At 63.5% G+C, this 17,535-nt stretch carries 19 protein-coding genes; 10 read left to right on the top strand and 9 right to left on the bottom strand.

The window, feature by feature from the left end; translation table 11 throughout:
* Position 1 precedes the first annotated feature (1 nt).
* A complete protein-coding gene (leuC, locus tag JCM7686_RS01620) occupies positions 2-1,441 on the bottom strand; it encodes a 3-isopropylmalate dehydratase large subunit (protein WP_020949122.1) in 1,440 nt (479 codons plus the stop codon).
* A gap of 297 nt (positions 1,442-1,738) precedes the next feature.
* On the opposite strand from leuC, the gene JCM7686_RS01625 reads away from it, so the two are divergent.
* The 5 genes from JCM7686_RS01625 to JCM7686_RS01645 all read left to right on the top strand — a co-directional run bounded on the left by JCM7686_RS01625 (position 1,739) and on the right by JCM7686_RS01645 (position 5,648).
* On the top strand, positions 1,739-3,088 hold the full coding sequence (locus tag JCM7686_RS01625) for a mechanosensitive ion channel family protein (RefSeq protein ID WP_020949123.1): 1,350 nt from the start codon (positions 1,739-1,741) through the stop codon (positions 3,086-3,088).
* A gap of 90 nt (positions 3,089-3,178) precedes the next feature.
* Positions 3,179-3,571: a hypothetical protein gene (locus tag JCM7686_RS01630; protein ID WP_041527053.1), complete on the top strand. Its 393-nt coding sequence runs from the start codon at positions 3,179-3,181 to the stop codon at positions 3,569-3,571.
* A 211-nt stretch (positions 3,572-3,782) separates the two neighbouring features.
* The gene (gene rsfS, locus JCM7686_RS01635; RefSeq protein ID WP_041527054.1) at positions 3,783-4,172 is read left to right on the top strand and encodes a ribosome silencing factor; all 390 of its coding nucleotides are present in this window, start codon (positions 3,783-3,785) and stop codon (positions 4,170-4,172) included.
* Between the two features lie 3 nt (positions 4,173-4,175).
* Positions 4,176-4,643 carry a 23S rRNA (pseudouridine(1915)-N(3))-methyltransferase RlmH gene (rlmH, locus tag JCM7686_RS01640; protein WP_020949126.1) on the top strand — a complete coding sequence of 156 codons (468 nt, stop codon included), beginning with the start codon at positions 4,176-4,178 and terminating at the stop codon, positions 4,641-4,643.
* A gap of 312 nt (positions 4,644-4,955) precedes the next feature.
* Positions 4,956-5,648, top strand: coding sequence for a spermidine synthase (locus tag JCM7686_RS01645; protein WP_020949127.1), 693 nt, complete (start codon positions 4,956-4,958; stop codon positions 5,646-5,648).
* A gap of 51 nt (positions 5,649-5,699) precedes the next feature.
* Here the strand turns inward: JCM7686_RS01645 and JCM7686_RS01650 are convergent, their stop codons facing one another.
* Positions 5,700-6,530: an LOG family protein gene (locus tag JCM7686_RS01650; protein ID WP_041527055.1), complete on the bottom strand. Its 831-nt coding sequence runs from the start codon at positions 6,528-6,530 to the stop codon at positions 5,700-5,702.
* A gap of 94 nt (positions 6,531-6,624) precedes the next feature.
* On the opposite strand from JCM7686_RS01650, the gene dapD reads away from it, so the two are divergent.
* On the top strand, positions 6,625-7,449 hold the full coding sequence (gene dapD / locus JCM7686_RS01655) for a 2,3,4,5-tetrahydropyridine-2,6-dicarboxylate N-succinyltransferase (RefSeq protein WP_020949129.1): 825 nt from the start codon (positions 6,625-6,627) through the stop codon (positions 7,447-7,449).
* A gap of 96 nt (positions 7,450-7,545) precedes the next feature.
* Positions 7,546-7,797 carry a GlsB/YeaQ/YmgE family stress response membrane protein gene (locus tag JCM7686_RS01660; RefSeq protein ID WP_041527495.1) on the top strand — a complete coding sequence of 84 codons (252 nt, stop codon included), beginning with the start codon at positions 7,546-7,548 and terminating at the stop codon, positions 7,795-7,797.
* An 89-nt stretch (positions 7,798-7,886) separates the two neighbouring features.
* Here JCM7686_RS01660 and JCM7686_RS01665 read toward each other — a convergent pair whose 3' ends face one another.
* Both JCM7686_RS01665 and JCM7686_RS01670 read right to left on the bottom strand, forming a co-directional pair.
* Positions 7,887-8,411 carry a TIGR00645 family protein gene (locus JCM7686_RS01665; protein ID WP_020949131.1) on the bottom strand — a complete coding sequence of 175 codons (525 nt, stop codon included), beginning with the start codon at positions 8,409-8,411 and terminating at the stop codon, positions 7,887-7,889.
* A gap of 119 nt (positions 8,412-8,530) precedes the next feature.
* The gene (locus tag JCM7686_RS01670; protein WP_020949132.1) at positions 8,531-9,001 is read right to left on the bottom strand and encodes a YbaK/EbsC family protein; all 471 of its coding nucleotides are present in this window, start codon (positions 8,999-9,001) and stop codon (positions 8,531-8,533) included.
* 53 nt (positions 9,002-9,054) lie between these two features.
* On the opposite strand from JCM7686_RS01670, the gene JCM7686_RS01675 reads away from it, so the two are divergent.
* Complete coding sequence (locus JCM7686_RS01675; RefSeq protein ID WP_020949133.1) at positions 9,055-9,405, top strand: hypothetical protein; 351 nt, start codon at positions 9,055-9,057, stop codon at positions 9,403-9,405.
* Between the two features lie 58 nt (positions 9,406-9,463).
* Here JCM7686_RS01675 and JCM7686_RS01680 read toward each other — a convergent pair whose 3' ends face one another.
* On the bottom strand, positions 9,464-10,660 hold the full coding sequence (locus JCM7686_RS01680; protein ID WP_020949134.1) for an FAD-dependent oxidoreductase: 1,197 nt from the start codon (positions 10,658-10,660) through the stop codon (positions 9,464-9,466).
* Positions 10,661-10,734: 74 nt separating this feature from the next.
* Between JCM7686_RS01680 and JCM7686_RS01685 the strand changes: the two genes are divergently transcribed.
* Both JCM7686_RS01685 and JCM7686_RS01690 read left to right on the top strand, forming a co-directional pair.
* On the top strand, positions 10,735-11,196 hold the full coding sequence (locus JCM7686_RS01685; protein WP_041527056.1) for a MarR family winged helix-turn-helix transcriptional regulator: 462 nt from the start codon (positions 10,735-10,737) through the stop codon (positions 11,194-11,196).
* Between the two features lie 144 nt (positions 11,197-11,340).
* On the top strand, positions 11,341-12,606 hold the full coding sequence (locus JCM7686_RS01690) for a lytic murein transglycosylase (RefSeq protein ID WP_020949136.1): 1,266 nt from the start codon (positions 11,341-11,343) through the stop codon (positions 12,604-12,606).
* A gap of 91 nt (positions 12,607-12,697) precedes the next feature.
* Here JCM7686_RS01690 and JCM7686_RS01695 read toward each other — a convergent pair whose 3' ends face one another.
* Genes JCM7686_RS01695 through gpmI form a run of 4 tightly spaced genes read right to left on the bottom strand, consistent with a single transcriptional unit; the run spans position 12,698 to position 17,335 of the window.
* Positions 12,698-13,195, bottom strand: a complete 498-nt coding sequence (locus JCM7686_RS01695; RefSeq protein WP_020949137.1) for an RNA pyrophosphohydrolase — start codon at positions 13,193-13,195, stop codon at positions 12,698-12,700.
* Positions 13,192-14,619 carry a S41 family peptidase gene (locus tag JCM7686_RS01700; RefSeq protein ID WP_020949138.1) on the bottom strand — a complete coding sequence of 476 codons (1,428 nt, stop codon included), beginning with the start codon at positions 14,617-14,619 and terminating at the stop codon, positions 13,192-13,194. The genes JCM7686_RS01695 and JCM7686_RS01700 overlap by 4 nt, the downstream gene beginning before the upstream one ends.
* A complete protein-coding gene (locus JCM7686_RS01705) occupies positions 14,616-15,815 on the bottom strand; it encodes a murein hydrolase activator EnvC family protein (protein ID WP_020949139.1) in 1,200 nt (399 codons plus the stop codon). Before JCM7686_RS01705 ends, JCM7686_RS01700 begins: the two co-directional genes overlap by 4 nt.
* Positions 15,812-17,335 (bottom strand): 2,3-bisphosphoglycerate-independent phosphoglycerate mutase, encoded by a 1,524-nt coding sequence (gpmI, locus tag JCM7686_RS01710; RefSeq protein ID WP_020949140.1) that lies wholly within the window; start codon positions 17,333-17,335, stop codon positions 15,812-15,814. The genes JCM7686_RS01705 and gpmI overlap by 4 nt, the downstream gene beginning before the upstream one ends.
* Positions 17,336-17,535 lie beyond the last annotated feature (200 nt).

A 17,535-nucleotide genomic window follows, 5' to 3' on the forward strand; every position in this document is an offset into this window, starting at 1 on the left:
CTTAGGCGACCTCTGCGGCCAGAACCTCGCGCACGTCGGTCAGATGACCGGCGATGCCCGCGGCAGCTGCCATGACCGGCGACATCAGATGGGTGCGGCCCCCGCGGCCCATCCGGCCCTCGAAGTTGCGGTTCGAGGTCGCGGCGCAACGCTCGCCCGGCGCAAGCTGGTCGGGGTTCATGCCCAGACACATCGAGCAACCGGCCAGACGCCATTCAAAGCCCGCATCGGTGAAGATCTTGTCGAGACCTTCTTCTTCGGCCTGAATCCGCACCAGACCCGAGCCCGGCACGATCATGCCGCGCACGCCATCCGCCAGATGCTTGCCCTTGAGGATACCGGCTGCGGCGCGCAGATCCTCGATCCGGCCATTGGTGCACGACCCGATGAAGACCGCGTCGATCTTGATCTCATTGAGCGGTGTGCCCGGGATCAGGCCCATATAGTCGAGCGAGCGGCGCGCGGCTTCGACCTTGCCGCCTTCGAAGTCCTCGGGCGCGGGCACTTTATCGGTGATCGCCAGAACATCCTCGGGCGAGGTGCCCCAGGTCACGACCGGCGCGATGTCTTCGCCACGAATGGTCACGACCTTGTCCCAATGCGCGCCTTCGTCGGTGAAGAGCGTTTTCCACCAGCTGACGGCGGCTTCCCAAGCGGCGCCCTTCGGCGCATGGGGGCGGCCCTTGCAATATTCGTAGGTCTTGTCGTCCGGCGCGATCAGACCGGCGCGGGCGCCGCCTTCGATCGCCATGTTGCAAACGGTCATGCGGCCTTCCATCGAGAGATCGCGGATCGCTTCACCGCAATATTCGATGACATAGCCGGTGCCGCCCGCGGTCCCGGTCTTGCCGATGACGGCAAGCGTGATGTCCTTGGCGGTCACGCCAGGGCGCAGTTTGCCGGTGATTTCCACCTTCATGTTCTTCGATTTCTTCTGGATCAGCGTCTGGGTCGCCAGAACATGCTCGACCTCAGAGGTGCCGATGCCATGGGCCAGAGCGCCGAACGCGCCATGGGTCGCGGTGTGGCTGTCGCCGCACACGACGGTCATGCCGGGCAGGGTCCAACCCTGCTCGGGGCCGACGATATGGACGATGCCCTGACGGACATCCGACATCGGATAGTAGTTCAGCCCGAATTCACGGGCGTTCTTGTCGAGCTCGGCGACCTGAATGCGGCCCTCGGGGTTCTCGATCCCGTTCACGCGGTCGGCGGTCGTCGGCACGTTGTGGTCCGGCACGGCAATCGTGCGCTCGGGCGAATGGACCTTGCGGCCCGCCATGCGCAGGCCCTCGAAGGCCTGAGGCGAGGTCACCTCATGGACCAGATGGCGGTCGATATAGAGCACGCAGGTGCCGTCCTCGGAACGGTCGACCACATGGGCGTCGAAAATCTTGTCATAGAGCGTGCGGGGCGCGCCCGCTTTGGTGTTGCCGGTCATGGCTGTCTCTTTCTCAAAGAGTAGCTTGGGAAACTGGAGAGGCCGCAGCTTGCGGCGAAGGGCACAACGCCGTGCCCGCCACAACGATCAAAGTCGGGCGGTAATCGAGAGGCTTTCGCCATAGAACCGGCCCGGCAGGCGGGCGCGATCATGAATGTCGAAGTAGATGAATCCTCGCATGGCGGATTATTTAAGCCCGAAAGGCATTTCGCGCAATATCCGTAAATCCGAAGTGACCTTTTCGTCCCCTTGCCGAGCGTCGAGGTCGGTGCGCAAGATGGGACGGGCAGGAATGGGATGAAGCCTTTGTCACCAGATGTCTTTGATGCGGCGCAGGCGCTCTGGCTGCAGATTCGCATGTTTGCCAAGGGGATGCTGCTGCCTTGGCGGCTGAACCAGCTTCTTGCCATCGCCGCGCTGTTTCTCATCGCGCATTTCGCTGCCAAACCGATTGGCCATTGGCTGACGACCTGGCTGCGCAAGCGGCAGGGCTGGACGAAATGGAAGCTGCGGCTCGGGATCTTGATCCAGCAGCGGGTGCGGGTGATTCTCTTCGCGCTGCTGGCGTGGATTCTGGTCGCGGTGATGCGCGAGCTGACCTGGCCCTCACGCAGTCAGCTGATCGCGCTGGCCGCCTCGATTGCGACCGCTTGGGCGGCGATCGGCTTTGTCACGCGCATCATCCGCACCCGGCTGCTGCGGCGGCTCGTGCGCTGGTTTGCCTGGATTTTCGCGACGCTCTATTTCCTCGATTTCCTGACGGTCGCCGAGAATCTGCTCGACAGTCTCGCGCTGAGTTTCGGCGAGTTCCGCCTCTCGGCGCTGACGGTGATCAAGGCGGTGGTGGTCACGGTGGTGATGATCGTCGCCGCGCGGCTCTTTTCGCGCTTCGTCACGCGCAAGCTGGCCAAGAACTCGGATATCGCGCCCGAGGTCCAGATCCTGATCTCGAAGGTCTTGCAAGGCGTGCTGATCACGCTGGCGATCCTGATCGGGGTCAAGGCGGCGGGGTTCGATCTGACCGGCTTCACGGTCTTTACCGGCGCGCTTGGCGTCGGTCTGGGCTTTGGTCTGCAAAAGGTGATCTCGAACCTGATGTCGGGCTTCATCATCCTGATGGACAAGTCGATCAAGCCCGGAGACGTGATCTCGATCGGCGACACCTTCGGCTGGATCGAGGAACTGGGTGCACGCTATACCTCGGTGGTGACGCGCGACGGGCGGGAATATCTGGTGCCGAACGAGGATCTCGTCACCGGGCAGGTGGTCAACTGGTCGCATACCAATGACTTCGTCCGGCTGGATCTGTTCTTCGGCGCCTCATATCGCGACGATCCCCATGAGGTGACGAAAATCGCAATCAATGCCAGCCTCAGCGTCAAGCGCGTGCTGGCGCAGCGCACCCCGGTGTGCTGGATCACCGGCTTTGGCGAGCGCTCGGTCGAATATATCCTGCGCTTCTGGATTTCCGACCCGACGGCGGGGATCACCAACGTCAAGGGGCAGGTCTATATGGCGATCTGGGACGCGTTCAAGAAAAACGGGGTCGAGCTGCCCTATCCGCAAATGGAGGTGCGAATGCTGCGCGCCAATCGCGATGAGGAAAATGCTCCGCATTTTCAGATGACGACCAGCCTCAAGGACTAAGAAAGCCCGGGCGATCTTTACCGGTCGTTAACGCTTTGGTCCTAGCCTGACTGCGGAGAATTGACCGTGGCTAGGCAGGAATCGGACGGGATGAGAGTGCAAGAAGACGTGATCGGCGGGATGCGCGCGGTGTTGGGCCTTGTCGCTGTGGTGATGCTTGCGGGGTGCTTTCCGACTGATCTGACCGGGGTGCGTCCCGATGGCACGAAAATCACGATGATGTTCTATCCGGGCGGCAGCCGGCTGGACGATCTGACCATCATCGAAGGGCGGAATTACTTCGGTAAGGGCCAGTATCAGATGGACGATCCCCTTGCCGATGTTGGCTTTCGCATGAAGGACGGGCCTCGGATTCAGGCGGAATGCACGCTGAAGGGCAAGGACATCATGGATCAGCCGGAATGCAAGGAATATACCGTCTACCGTTCGGATTTCGCCCTCATTCCCGAAGGCACCCGCTTTGCCCGACCCGAGATGTTCTGACCCGAAAGCGGTGCTTTCAGCAGATTTCAGGGGAATCTTCGCGTTTACGGGCGGGGCGGCCTGCGGCGGGGCATTGAGAAAACGCGAATCCATGCTATCTTGATCCTATCCCGGCGCCGGGGCTATCGGCGTGTTGTTTGGAGTATGACCCCTGTCCAATCTCGTCTCGCCGGCCGCATCGCCGGCAGCGACCGCCGCGCCCACCAAGGAACTGAGCAGCGACCAGTTATTGGAGCGTGTTCTCGCCTCTCTCGATGATGACAAAGCCGAGGATGTCGTGACCATCGACCTCCGCGGTCGTTCGGCTATGGCCGATCACATGGTGATCGCCTCGGGCCGCTCATCGCGTCAGGTGGCCTCGATCGCCGACAAGCTTGTCGAGCGTCTGAAGGAACAGACCGGCCGTTCGGCCCGGATCGAAGGCAAGGAAACCGGCGACTGGGTGCTGATCGACACCGATGATATCATCATCCATGTCTTCCGCCCCGAAGTCCGCGAGTTCTATCAGCTCGAAAAGATGTGGATGCCCGCCGATGCCCTGCGTTCGGCGACGCTCGACCGCATCCGGGCTGAACATGCGGCCGCGCAGATCACCAACTGATCCATGCGTCTTGTGCTCGCCGCAGTCGGGCGGCTGCGGAAGGGGCCGGAAGCGACGCTGATCTCGGACTACCTTGACCGCTTTGCAAAGGCGGGCCGATCACTTGGCCTGCCTCCGGTCTCGGTGCTCGAGGTCGAGGATAAGCGCGGCGGCGGTATGGCCACCGAAGCCGAGCTTTTGCTGCGCGCCATCCCGGACGGGGCGGCGCTGATCATTCTGGACGAACGCGGCCAGATGCTCACCTCGCCTGAATTCGCAACCCGTCTTGGCAATTGGCGCGATCAGGCGCGCGATGTCTGCCTGGTCATCGGCGGCGCGGATGGCATCGACCCCAGCCTGCGCGCCCGCGCCGATCTGGCGATCAGTTTCGGCAAGATGGTCTGGCCGCATATGCTGGTCCGCGTCATGGTGGCTGAGCAGCTTTACCGCGCTGCGACCATCCTGTCGGGCAGCCCTTACCACCGCGAATAGACCCAAGCCCGCTGCGGATTGACGCGGCGGGGGGCGCGAATTTTCCCGCGCCGGCCCCGGTCTGGACAGATCGACCGTGTCGGGCCATGATGCCCGCTGGCGTTCAGGCGGGTGCAAACAGGATCATGGCGAAAATCAGGGCTGCCTTTTCCCATCCTTCGGCGCTTTTTCCCCTGCTGATCGGTCTTAGGGCCAACAATGGCATGGGGTTGCGCGGCCATTAACCGCCGGCAACCCATAACCCCCGCCTGACCTTGACCGAAAAACCCCACAGCCTTGCGCGTGGGGAAACGTTCCTTTTGGGGAAAAGCCATGACGATCTGGACCGAACTGGCCCGCGCCGCAACGGCGTCGGGCGACGAGATCCTGCTGCGCCAGCGCGGTGCGCTTTACGAAATCCGCTATAACGGCATGGAGCTCATGTCGAACCTGAACCACCATTCCGAGGACCTTCTGGCCGCGAAGGCTCTGCGCAAATGCCCCCATCCCGCGCGTCAAGTGCTGATCGGCGGGCTGGGGCTTGGCTTTACGCTGCGCGCGGTCCTGGACCATCTTGGCCCCGAGGCCCGCGTCACCGTCTGCGAGTTGATCCCCGAGATCGTCGCATGGAACCGTGGCGTGCTCGCGCCTTTGGCTGGGCATCCGCTGAACGACCCGCGTGTGCGGGTGATTACTGGCGATGTGCAGGCGCATCTGGCAGAGGTCGCGGGCGGTTATGATGTCATCTTGATGGACACCGACAACGGCCCCGATCTGACCGTGCGGCCCGAAAACGGCGCGATTTATGGCGCGAACGGGCTGGCTCAGGTCGGGCGCGCGCTGAAGCCGCAGGGGCTCGCGGCCTTCTGGTCGGCGACGGTCTCGCCTGATTTCGAGGCGGCTTTGGCCGGTTGGGATCCGGGCTGGACGCGCGAGGATGTGGCTTTGGTCAGTGGCCGCGTCGATGCCATGCACCACATCTATTACGCCGCACCGAATGCCGTGGCTTTGCGGTTGGCGAGCTGACGACAGGGCCCGTCCCAAAAGGGGCGGGCCTTTTCCTTGCGCGAAGGGGGCTTACTCTTCCGGCAGATCCTGCCAGTTGTCGATGATCGCGACGGCCTCATCGGCGGTTTCGACGAAGCTGATAAGGTCGAGATCCTCGGGGCTGATCGTGCCCGCCTCGGCCAGGGCCTGCCAGTTGATGACCTTTTCCCAAAAAGCGCGGCCAAAGAGGATGAAGGGGATTTTCCGCATCCGCCCGGTCTGAATCAGGGTCAGCGCCTCGAACATTTCATCGAGCGTGCCGAAACCGCCGGGGAACACTGTGACGGCGCGGGCGCGCATCAGGAAATGCATCTTGCGGATGGCGAAGTAATGGAAGTTGAAGCACAGATCGGGCGTCACATAGGCATTCGGCGCCTGCTCATGCGGCAAGACGATCGAGAGCCCGATCGAATGGCCGCCCGCTTGATGCGCGCCAAGATTGCCCGCCTCCATCACGCCAGGGCCACCGCCGGTGCAGATGACAAAGTCGCGCCCCGTGGTCTTGAGGCTGCGCAGCGTCATCTGACGCGCGAATTCGACCGCCTCGGTGTAATATTTCGACAGCTCGCCCAGAGCCGGGGTGCGCGCGCTCGCTTTTTCCTCGGGCGAGGGGATGCGCGCGCCGCCAAACAGCACCACGGTCGAGTCGATGCCGCGCTCGTCGAGCATCATCTGCGGCTTGAGAAGTTCCAGCTGCAGCCGCACCGGACGCAGTTCCTCGCGCAGCATGAAGTCGTTGTCGACAAAGGCCAGCCGATAGGCCGGGGCGCGGGTCTGGGGCGTGTCGGGCGTGTTGTGCAAAGCCCGCACATCTTGCTGGCTGTCGCGGAAGGGATTGTTGCGCTCTTCTTCTTCAGTCATCGAAACCTCTGACATAGGCCCGGCGCGCATTGCACCGGAGGTCCCCCACGCTTATAGCCCGATGACGACAGTTTCCACCCGTGAGAGGCCCCACATGACCTATGCCGCGCTAGAGACCGCCATTGAAGCCGCCTGGGAGATCCGCGACCAGATCACTCCCGCCACCCAGGGCGAAACCCGCGAAGCCATCGAGGCGACGCTGGAGGCGCTGGACAAGGGCGAGCTGCGCGTTGCTGAAAAGCGCGGCAAGGACTGGCATGTGAACCAATGGGCCAAGAAGGCCGTTCTGTTGAGCTTCCGCCTCAAGGATATGGAAATCCTCGAAGGCGGCCCGCAGCATGGTGGCTGGTGGGATAAGGTCGACAGCAAATTCAAGGGCTGGGGCGAGAACCGCTGGCGCGAGGCCGGTTTCCGCGCCGTTCCGGGCAGCATCGTGCGCCGCTCGGCCTATATCGCCAAGAACGTCGTGCTGATGCCGTCCTTCGTCAATATCGGCGCCTATGTCGATGAGGGCTCGATGGTCGATGGCTGGGCCACGGTCGGCTCTTGCGCGCAGATCGGCAAGAACGTCCATCTCTCGGGCGGCGTTGGCATTGGCGGCGTGCTGGAGCCGATGCAGGCTGGCCCGACCATCATCGAGGACAATTGCTTCATCGGTGCGCGCTCGGAAGTGGTCGAGGGCGTGATCGTGCGCGAGGGCTCGGTTCTGGGCATGGGCGTGTTCATCGGTCAATCGACCAAGATCGTCGACCGTGAGACCGGCGAAGTCTTCTATGGCGAAGTGCCTGCCGGTTCGGTCGTGGTCGCAGGCTCGTTGCCCTCGAAAAACGGCGTGAACCTTTATTGCGCTGTGATCGTGAAGCGTGTGGATGAAAAGACCCGCTCGAAAACCTCGATCAACGAGCTTCTGCGCGACTAAGGGAATATTTGGTTCACGCGACTCAAGTGCGTGAACCAAATGGGCTTTTCCGCGTTGTCCCTGCACCTGAACTTGTACCCAAAGGGGGACTTCACCATGCAGGGACTAGGCTGGATTGCTGCGATCGTCGTCGGTGGGCTTGCCGGATGGATTGCCAGCATCATTATGAAGGCCGACACCGGGTTGATCACCAATGTGATCATCGGGATCGTCGGAGCTGTCATCGCGAATGCTTTGCTGAGTTTCTTCGGAGTTTACACGCAGGCCGGAAGCTGGCTCGCGCAAGGTGTCGCGGGGTTGATCGGTGCGATCATCCTAATCTGGCTGTATCGGGCCGTCGCCCGATGAAACTGGCCCAAACGGAATGAAAAAACCCGCGCCTTGGCGCGGGTTTTCGTTTTGGGGGTGGCGGGACTGCCAGCGGGTCCGCGCATCGCTCAGTCGCGGGCGGGTTTGACCTTTTTCAGCGTCTTGCCGTGCTGGGTGATCCAATCCATCAGCGCCAGCAGGACGCCTGAGAGCAGAAAGACCAGATGGATGATGACCATCCAGCGGATTTTCTCGGGCGGGTAGCTGCCGACATCCATGAAGACCTTGAGCAGATGGATGCTCGAAATCGCCACGATCGAGGCGACGAGCTTCAGCTTCAGCCCCGAGAAATCGACCTCGCCCAACCAGTCCGGGCGGTCCTTGTGGTCCAGCAGATCCATGCGGCTGATGAAGTTTTCATAGCCCGAGAGGATCACGATCAGCAAAAGATTGGCCGCGAGGCTGAGGTCGATCAGCGCCAGCGCGCTGAGGATCGCGTCATTGACGGTCAGGTTTGGCAGCGCCAGCACCAGATGGCCAAGCTCGGACAGAAAGACCCAGACCAGAATGAGCAAAGAGCCGGCAAGCCCGAGATACATGGGGGCCATGAGCCAGCGAGAGGCAAAGAGAAGGCGTTCGACGTTTCGTTCCATGGGGTTCCGTGCGAGGTGCGGGGCAAAGTGCCTGCGCTCCTCTCGGGCATGCGCGCGCCCCGCGCAAGAGTGTGACCTCCTGCCCGATTGTCGCAGGGCGCCGGGCAGGTGGGCGCGGCTCAGGCGGTGAAATCGGCCTCGGTCGCGCCGGTGATGCGCAAGAGATCCGCAGGCGCAATGGCAAAGACATGGTTCGGCGTGCCCGCCGCCGCCCAGACTTCGGCAAATTCGCCCAAACGCGGGTCGAAAAAGGCGGTGATCTCGCTCAGATGGCCGACGGGGGCGACGCCGCCGATGGCAAAGCCGGTCTCGGCCCGGATGAGCGCGGCATCGGCCTTACCCAGAGGCTGGCCCGCGACCGCCGTCGCCTTGGCCGCATCGACGCGATTGCCGCCCGCCGTCAGAAACAGCACGACATGGCCGCTGTCCTCGCCCCGGAAGATGATGGATTTCGCGATCTGATCGACCTCGCAGCCGACGGCGCGGGCGGCATCCTCGGCGGTGCGGGTGCTCGCCTCCATCTCTTTGACCTCGGCGGCGATCCCGGCGGCCTCCAGCGCCGATTTCACGCGATTCAAGCTCTTGCTCATTGCGTCTTTTCCTCCCTCGCGGAATAAGCTTGCCGCGTAAGGAAGGAAAAATCATGGCGGAACACAAGGTCTATACGCTGCTGGTCGAACTTGGCCGCAAAGAGGGTGACGGCTTGCCCGAGGACGCGACCGGCGGCGCGATGCTGATCTATGCCTCGGGCGTCGATCAGGACGAGGCCGTGCGCGAGACCGTCGCGATCCTCAAACAGGCCGGGCTCAATCCGGTCGAGGTCACCGGCCATGGCTCGATTGAAGAGCGCCTCGCTGAAGGGCACGAGATCCCGGAGGAAGAGCGCGAGTTGATGGAACGTGCTTTGGCCGAAAATTCGGTGATCGTCGTCCAGACCGAGCCGCTTTATGGCCCGCTCGAGCAAGACGATGACGAGGATGACGACGAGGCCTGATGCCGGCGCCTGAAACGGGCATCTGCATCCGGGGCCTGAGCCCCGGCTTGCATGGCGCTTAGGCCGAGGCTTCGGCCTTGCGCTGCTGAAGATGCTCTTCCATCCACGCCAGTCCGAATTCGCGCGAGCGGTGCGACAACTCGGTCGCGGCGCCTTCGGCGGAAAAGCGGGCAGGCTCTTCGACACGCTCGAACATCTCGGCCTCATAGGCTGCGACCGCAGACCGCCAATCTGGCGTCGTGGTCAGATGCCGCGCCAGCTCTGCGGCATCAAAGAGCGCCGCATTCGCGCCCTCGCCGCCAAAGGGCGACATGACATGGGCGGCATCGCCGATCAGGGTGATGCCGGGCCGGTTCGGCCAGTGATGCCCGACCGGCAGTGCAAAGATCGGGCGCGGCACGATCTGGTCATTGCTGGCGCGGATGAAGGCGAGCACCTTGGGCGACCAGCCCAAAAGCTCGTCCTCAAGCGCCCGTCGCACCGAGGCCGGATCGCTGAAATCAAAGCGTTTTTCGGCCCAATCCAGCGGCACGCGAAAGATGACATAGCCGCGCAGATGGGCATGACCGTTGCGCTGGATGATCATGGCGCGGGCGTCGTTGCTTTCGATGCCGAGCTTGCCCTTGCCGACAAGCGCGGCCAGCTCGGGATGGGCGTGATCGACATCGTCGATGCCGAATTCGATGAAGGTCAGGCCGCTATAGGCGGGCTGATAGCGCGAGACGAGCGGGCGGACCTTGGACCAGGTGCCATCGGCGCCGACCACGAGATCGAAGGTCTCGCGGCCCGCGGTCGTCACGACATCATAGCTGCCGTCGGGATTGGCCACGACCTCGCGCAGCGCCTGTCCCCAGCGGATCATCTCGGCGGGCAGGGCGCCCAGCAGCAGATCGCGTAGGGCGCTGCGGTCGATCTCGGGGCGATCGCCGTCTTCGGCATCGTCATCGGCCAGAAGCAGGCGCCCGGTTTCGTCGCAGAGCCGCGAGCCCTGATCCTCATAGCGCGCAAGCTTTTGGAATTCGGCCTCAAGTCCGGCGCGGCGCAGCGCGAGTTGGCCGGTCTCGGCGTGAAGATCGAGCGTGCCGCCCTGAGCGCGGGCATGTGGATCGGTTTCCCGCTCAAAGAGCGTCGTCGCGATGCCCTGCACATGCAGGATTCGGGCAAGGGTCAGGCCACCGGGGCCTGCGCCGATAATCGCGATGCGTAGCGGCGTCTGGGGGGCGGTCTGCGCGGGGGCGGCAGAAGAGAGGGTCATGGACAAGACCTCGGCGTTAAGATACATAGGTGACTATGCATTAAATATAGGTGCCTATTTAAATGTCAAGCGGGATGGATTGGGACCTGTTCGAAAACCCGGTGCCCTTGATCAATATGGCGGCGCGCAGCTTTTCGCGGCTGGGCGAGCGGCGGGTGAAGCCTTTGGGCTTCAGCGTCGGGCAATTGCCGGTGCTCTATCTGCTCAAGGATGGCCGGGCCTTGGCGCAAAAAGAGCTCGCTCGGCTTGCCAAGATGGAACAGCCCTCGATGGCCCAGCTTCTGGCGCGGATGGAGCGCGACGGGCTGATTGCGCGCAGCCCCGATCCCGAGGACCGGCGCAGCAGCTTGATTTCTCTGACGGAGTCGGCGCGTGGACGGATCGGCGCGGTGCGCGCGGCCTTGGATGCGGGCAATGGCGAGAGCTTTGCCGATTTCTCGGCGGAAGAGCTTGCGCTTTTCGTGGGGTTGCTGCGGCGGCTGAACAGTCGTCTGGACCGGCTGGTGGTAGAGGACCAAGCGGGCGCTTCAATCTGATCGACGGCAAGCTGACCTGCAGGGCCGGGTCGGCAAGGATCCCCCCGCGACAGATTGGCGCAACAATCTTGCCCTATCCATAGTTTGGGCCTTGGGCTAGACTTCTGGCAAAACGCCCAAAAGCAAAAACGGACAGGCAGTGACATGACCATTTCCCTTACCCGCATTTCGACCTCGGCCCTGCTGATCGGTGCTCTTTCAAGCTGCGGCGTTGCGATGAACCGGGCGCCCGGCATGATCGGGACGGGGCCGGTCGCGATCGCGCCGATCCCGCAGGCCTCGGCCGGAGACGAGGCCGGGCTTCAGCGCTTCGTGCAAAGCTTCAAACCGCGCGCGCTGGCTTCGGGCGTTTCGCCCGCGACCTATGACCGCGCGATGCGGATTGCGCGCTACAACCCCGATGTCATCCGGCTCGACCGCAAACAGGCCGAATTCTCGCGCCCGGTCTGGCTTTACCTCGACAGCGCCGTTTCGGATGTGCGCGTCACCACCGGGCGCCAGAAGGCCGCGCAGCTCAACAGCACCCTGTCGGCGATCGAGGCCCGCTACGGCGTCCCGCGCGAGATCGTTCTGGCCGTTTGGGGCATGGAATCGAACTTCGGCGCGAACCGCGGCAAGATGCAGATCATCCCCTCGCTCTCGACGCTCGCCTATGACGGGCGGCGCGGCGAGATGTTCCAGAACCAGCTGATCGCGGCGCTGAAGATCATTCAGGCGGGCGATACCGATCCCGAGCATCTGGTCGGCTCTTGGGCGGGGGCGATGGGCCACACCCAGTTCATGCCGACCTCCTATCTGGAATATGCGGTCGATTTCAACGGCGACGGCCGTCGCGACATCTGGTCGGACGATCCGACCGATGCTTTGGCCTCGACGGCGGCCTATCTCTCGCGCATGGGCTGGCAGCGCGGGCAGGCTTGGGGCGCCGAGGTGCAGGTGCCCTCGGGCTTCAATATGAAGCAGATCGGCAAGGGCACGCGCAAATCGACCGGAGATTGGGCGGCGCAGGGCGTGCGCCGGATCGGCGGCGGCGCGCTGCCTTCGGGCAATGGCTCGATCATCATGCCGGCGGGGGCGAATGGCCCGGCCTTCCTGATTCTCGACAACTTCCGCACGATCCTGCGCTACAACAACTCGGACAATTACGCGCTTGGCGTCTCGTTCCTCGGCGAGCGTATCGCAGGCCGCGCCGGAGTGCAGGGCGCCTGGCCGCGCAATGACCGCACGCTGACCACCAATGAGCGCCAGGAGATCCAGCAGCGTCTGACGCAGAAGGGTTATTATCAGGGCGAGATTGACGGGCTGTTCGGCTCGGCGACGATGGAATCGGTGGCGAATTATCAGCGCTCGATCGGGGTGACGCCGGACGGCTATCCGACCTCGATCCTGCTCGATCAGCTGCGCCGCTGACGCGCGTATCATCGCCAAAATGAAAGGACCGCTGACCACGGATGTGGCGGCGGTCTTCTTCATGTCACGAGAGAGATGGCGGGCCTGAGCCTCAGGCAAGAGTGTCGCGGAAATCCGCGACGACCTGCTCATAGACTGCGCGTTTGAAAGGCACGATCTTGGCGAGAAGCTCGTCGACCGAGGTCCATTGCCAGCGGTCGAATTCGGGATGTTCGGTCGCGATGTCGATGTCGCTGTCCGCGCCTTTGAAGCGCAGCAGGAACCATTTCTGGCGCTGGCCGCCGTATTTGCCCTTCCAGACCTTGCCGACGAGCTCCTCGGGGAGATCGTAGTAAAGCCAGTCCGGGCTTTCGCCGATCACCTCGACCAGATCGGGCGAGACGCCGGTTTCCTCGACCAGCTCGCGCAGGGCCGCGGTGCGGGGATCTTCGCCCTTGTCGATCCCGCCCTGCGGCATCTGCCACGCCTCGGAGGCGCTGTCGATGCGGTGGCCGGCGAAAACCAGCCCCGCTTCGTTGATCAGCACGACCCCGGCGCAGGGGCGATAGGGCAGGCCCTGCGGGCCCGTCCGTTCATCGCTCTTGCTCATTGGGTCTTGGTCCCTGCGGCGGGTTTGTCAGTGGCGGCCTTGTCGGTGGCCGGGGTGGCGGCGGCGGTATTGGCCTTGCCGTCCAGCTCCATCGCCGAGAGCCCCTTCAGGATATCGACCGCATAGGCGAGCTGATAATCCTCTTCGCGCAGCTTGGCGGTGGCCTCGACCTGCTTGGCCTCTTCTTCCATCTGCTTGCGCTCGTCATCGGTCACGGCGTCATTGTTCAGCGCGCCGCGCAGATCCGCTTCCGAATTCAGGAATTTCGAGGCGGTTTTCGGCTTGTTGTCCTCGCCATTGGCATCCGCCGCCGGGGGCTTCGGCTGCTCGACGATGATGTCAGGCTGGATGCCGAGCGCCTGGATCGAGCGGCCCGAGGGCGTGTAATAGCGCGCCGTGGTCAGGCGGATGGCGCTGTCGGCGGTGACCGGCATCACCGTCTGAACCGAGCCCTTGCCGAAGCTTTTCGTGCCGACAACCACCGCGCGGCGGTGATCTTGCAGCGCGCCGGTGACGATTTCCGAGGCCGAGGCCGAGCCGCCGTTGATCAAGACGACCATGGGCTTGCCTTCGGCGAGATCGCCCGGCTTCGCGTTCCAGCGCTCGCTGTCTTCGGCCTTGCGGCCCCGGGTCGAGACGATTTCGCCCTTGTCGAGGAAGGCATCCGAAACCGCGATCGCCTGATTGAGCAGACCGCCCGGGTTGTTGCGCAGATCAAGAACGATGCCCGAAACCTTGTCCATGCCACCGGCCTCTTTGACCGCTTTGGCGAGCTCGGATTTCATCGTGTCATAGGTTTCGTCGTTGAAGGTGGTGACGCGCAGAACCACGGTGTGGTTGATGACGCGGGTCTTGACCACGGTCAGCTTGATCGTGTCGCGCACGACTTTCACGTCGAAGGGCTCTTTTTCGCCCTGACGCAGAATGGTGATCGTCAGCTCGGAGCCGATCGGGCCGCGCATTTTCTCGACGGCCTCGTCCAGCGTCAGCCCCATCAGCGACTCGCCGTTGACATGGGTGATGAAATCGCCCGCCTTGATCCCGGCTTCGGCCGCAGGGGTGTCGTCGATCGGCGAGATGACCTTCACCAGCCCGTCTTCCTGCCCGACCTCGATGCCGATGCCGCCGAAGCTGCCCCGGGTCTGGGTCTGCATATCCTCGTAATCCTTGGCCGAGAGGAACGAGCTATGCGGGTCGAGCGAGGTCAGCATGCCATTGATGGCCGCCTCGATCAGCTTTTTGTCATCGACCTTTTCGACGTAATCGGCGCGCACGCGCTCGAAGACATTGCCGAAGAGATCGAGCTGCTCATAGACCGAAGCATTCTTTCCTGCTTCCTGTGCGATCAAGGGCGCGGCCAGCTGTGTCGTCACCAGAGCGCCAGCCAAAGTGCCGATGGCGCCTGCAAGAAGATAATGTTTCATTCGGTCGATCCGTCCTGACCTGTGTCACCAACAATTGGATTCATCATGAACCAGTCTGCCGGGTCCAGTGTTTCCTTACCTTTGCGCAGTTCAAGATAGAGTGTTTGCGTCAGGTCGGCATCACTGCCCGAGGCCGCGCCCTGCACAAACCCGATCCCGAACTCCTGCGCCGAGCCCTCTTTGCCACCCATCAAGCCCACCGGCTCGCCCGCGGCCAGCACGTCGCCAACCTCGCCGAACACCTGCGAGAGACCCGCGAAAATCATCAGATAACCCTGTCCCGGCTCGACGATCACGACATTGCCGTAGTCGAGCAGCGGGCCGCGATAGCGAATCGTTGCGGGCCAAGGCGTCGTGACCAAAGCCCCGGGGCTGGTCGAGACCACAAGGCCCGGGCGGCGCACGCCCGCGGCATCGGGCTGGTCATAGCCGCGCAGCACATGGCCGACGACGGGCAGGGGCAGGCTGCCCTGCGCGCCCTCGAAATCGGCCATCGGCGCGCCGACATCCTTTTCCATCCCGATAATGCCGGTGGCAAAGCCGTCAAGCGTCTCGGCCGATTGCACCAGAATCTTCAGCTCTTCGGGATCGGCACCATAGCGCACCGGCAGGTTCGAGCGGTCGGTGACGGCGCTCGCGAGCAGCCGGCGCGCCTCTTGCACCTGCGCCAAGCCCTGCGCCAGCGTATTGGCGGCGCTTTCTTCCAGCGCGCGCACGGTGTGGATTTCCTTCAGCTGATCGCGCAGCCCATCGGCCTCGGCCTTCAACGCGGGCGCAATCGAGGCAAGGATCATGCCCGAACGCGCGGTCGCCTCTGGTCCGGCGGGGTGCAGCAGAAGCGCGGTTTCCGGCGATTGCTCCATCGTGGTCATCACGCCGAGAACCCGGCTCAGACGCGCGCGGCGGGCCTCGAAATCGGCGGTGATCTGCTGCTCGCGCATCCCCGCACGGCGCAGACCCGAGCGCAGCGCGCCCAGACCCTTTTCATAGGCGCGGATCATCTCGGTCAGCGCGACGACCTGATCATTCGCGGTCAGCGCCTTGTCGAGCTCATTTGTCGCAGCCCGCAGCTGCGCCGCCGCCGCCGCCGCTTCTTCGGCAGCCTGATTGACCGGAGAGGCCGCGAGGGACGGGGCCTCGGCCAGAACCAGCGACAGAGAGAGCGACAGGGACAGCAGCGCGGAGGTCAGTTTCATCTGGGCTCGATCAGGCTTTGGCCGGTCATCTCGACGGGTTTGGCGAGGCCCATCAGATCCAGCACCGTGGGGGCAATATCGGCAAGCCGCCCCGACCGCAGCCGGGTCTGGGCAGGGCCGTTATGGACGATCACCGGGACCGGGTTGGTCGTATGCGCGGTATGCGGCCCGCCCGAGACCGGATCAACCATGGTCTCGCAATTGCCGTGATCGGCGATCACCACCGCCGCCCCGCCAACGCGGTCCAAAGCCTCGATCATCAGGCCAATCCCCTTGTCGACCGCCTCGCAGGCGAGAATCGCCGCCGACAGCTTGCCGGTATGGCCGACCATATCAGGATTGGCGAAATTGACGACGATCAGATCATAGCCCGCCTCAATCGCGCCGACGAGCCGCTCCGAGACCTCGGCTGCCGCCATTTCAGGCTGCAGATCATAGGTCGCGACCTTGGGGCTGGCGGGCATATAACGGTCCTCGCCCGGCTCGGGCGTTTCCTTGCCGCCGTTGAGGAAGAAGGTCACATGCGGATATTTCTCGGTCTCGGCCAGACGGAACTGGCGCAGGCCCTGCGCCGCGACCCAGGCACCCAAAGTATTGACGACCTGATGCTTGGGATAGGCCGCCTGCATGTATTTGTCGTGCTCGGTCGAATAATCGACCATGCCCAGCATCGCCGCCCAATTCGGACGCGGCCCGGTCACAAAGCCCGAGAAATCGGGTTGGGCCAGCGCCGCCAGAATCTCGCGCGCGCGGTCGGCGCGGAAATTGAGGCAGAAGAAGCCGTCACCGTCCTTCGCCCCGGCATAATCGCCGATCACCGTGGGCTGGATGAATTCATCGGTCTCGTCGCGGGCATAGGCGTCGACCACGGCCTGAGCGGCGTCAGGCGATTGCTTGCCTTCGGCTCGGGTGATCGCGGCAAAGGCGCGCGCGACACGCTCCCAGCGGTTGTCGCGGTCCATGGCGTAATAACGCCCGATCACCGTGCCGATGCGCGCACCGGCAGGCAGGTTGCCGGTCAGCTCTGTCATAAAGCCAAGGCCGGATTTCGGCGGCACGTCGCGGCCATCGACAATCGCATGGACGACGGTCGGAATGCCCTTTTCGGTCAGCGCACGCAGCACCGCCTCAAGATGGGCAATATGGCCATGGACGCCCCCGTCCGAGACGATGCCCATGACATGGGCGGTGCCGCCGCTGGCGCGCAGAGTCTCGACGAAAGCGCCGATCGCGGTGTTGTCGTAAAAGCTGCCATCCTCGATCGCGAGATCAATCTGGCCCAGATCCATCGCCACCACGCGGCCCGCGCCGATATTGGTATGGCCGACCTCGGAATTGCCCATCTGCCCGCGCGGCAAACCGACATCGGGACCGAAGGTGATCAGCGTGGCATGGGGGTCTTCGGCCATCAGCCGGTCGAAATGCGGGGTCCGCGCTTGATCCGGAGCGCTCTGCCCGGGGCGGTCGGAAACACCCCAGCCATCGAGGATACAGAGAACGACAGGTTTGGGATGGATCATGCGGGCCTCGGAAGTGGTCGCCCCGGTTCTACGCTGCACAGGCGGCGCGGGCAAGGATCGGGGCTAAAACTTCAACCGAGCGTGATTTTTTGGACTCGGAGCCCCGCCAAGGAGCCCGCCGACACAGCCGTCAAGCCGATCACGAACCGATCACCGACAATCGGGAAAAGTTGAGAAGCCTATCGCAAAAACGCGGCGTA

The organism is Paracoccus aminophilus JCM 7686, assembly GCF_000444995.1.
GTDB classification, from domain to species: domain Bacteria; phylum Pseudomonadota; class Alphaproteobacteria; order Rhodobacterales; family Rhodobacteraceae; genus Paracoccus; species Paracoccus aminophilus.

Excerpts from the sequence above, each read along its gene's own strand:
- JCM7686_RS01700 (WP_020949138.1), bottom strand. The coding sequence starts at position 14,619 with ATGAAACATTATCTTCTTGCAGGCGCCATCGGCACTTTGGCTGGCGCT.
- JCM7686_RS01680 (WP_020949134.1), bottom strand. The coding sequence starts at position 10,660 with ATGACCCTCTCTTCTGCCGCCCCCGCGCAGACCGCCCCCCAGACGCCG.
- JCM7686_RS01645 (WP_020949127.1), top strand. The coding sequence starts at position 4,956 with ATGACGATCTGGACCGAACTGGCCCGCGCCGCAACGGCGTCGGGCGAC.
- JCM7686_RS01665 (WP_020949131.1), bottom strand. The coding sequence starts at position 8,411 with ATGGAACGAAACGTCGAACGCCTTCTCTTTGCCTCTCGCTGGCTCATG.
- dapD (WP_020949129.1), top strand. The coding sequence starts at position 6,625 with ATGACCTATGCCGCGCTAGAGACCGCCATTGAAGCCGCCTGGGAGATC.
- JCM7686_RS01650 (WP_041527055.1), bottom strand. The coding sequence starts at position 6,530 with ATGACTGAAGAAGAAGAGCGCAACAATCCCTTCCGCGACAGCCAGCAA.
- JCM7686_RS01685 (WP_041527056.1), top strand. The coding sequence starts at position 10,735 with ATGGATTGGGACCTGTTCGAAAACCCGGTGCCCTTGATCAATATGGCG.
- JCM7686_RS01630 (WP_041527053.1), top strand. The coding sequence starts at position 3,179 with ATGAGAGTGCAAGAAGACGTGATCGGCGGGATGCGCGCGGTGTTGGGC.
- gpmI (WP_020949140.1), bottom strand. The coding sequence starts at position 17,335 with ATGATCCATCCCAAACCTGTCGTTCTCTGTATCCTCGATGGCTGGGGT.
- JCM7686_RS01675 (WP_020949133.1), top strand. The coding sequence starts at position 9,055 with ATGGCGGAACACAAGGTCTATACGCTGCTGGTCGAACTTGGCCGCAAA.
- JCM7686_RS01660 (WP_041527495.1), top strand. The coding sequence starts at position 7,546 with ATGCAGGGACTAGGCTGGATTGCTGCGATCGTCGTCGGTGGGCTTGCC.
- JCM7686_RS01670 (WP_020949132.1), bottom strand. The coding sequence starts at position 9,001 with ATGAGCAAGAGCTTGAATCGCGTGAAATCGGCGCTGGAGGCCGCCGGG.
- JCM7686_RS01690 (WP_020949136.1), top strand. The coding sequence starts at position 11,341 with ATGACCATTTCCCTTACCCGCATTTCGACCTCGGCCCTGCTGATCGGT.
- JCM7686_RS01695 (WP_020949137.1), bottom strand. The coding sequence starts at position 13,195 with ATGAGCAAGAGCGATGAACGGACGGGCCCGCAGGGCCTGCCCTATCGC.
- rlmH (WP_020949126.1), top strand. The coding sequence starts at position 4,176 with ATGCGTCTTGTGCTCGCCGCAGTCGGGCGGCTGCGGAAGGGGCCGGAA.
- leuC (WP_020949122.1), bottom strand. The coding sequence starts at position 1,441 with ATGACCGGCAACACCAAAGCGGGCGCGCCCCGCACGCTCTATGACAAG.
- JCM7686_RS01625 (WP_020949123.1), top strand. The coding sequence starts at position 1,739 with ATGAAGCCTTTGTCACCAGATGTCTTTGATGCGGCGCAGGCGCTCTGG.
- JCM7686_RS01705 (WP_020949139.1), bottom strand. The coding sequence starts at position 15,815 with ATGAAACTGACCTCCGCGCTGCTGTCCCTGTCGCTCTCTCTGTCGCTG.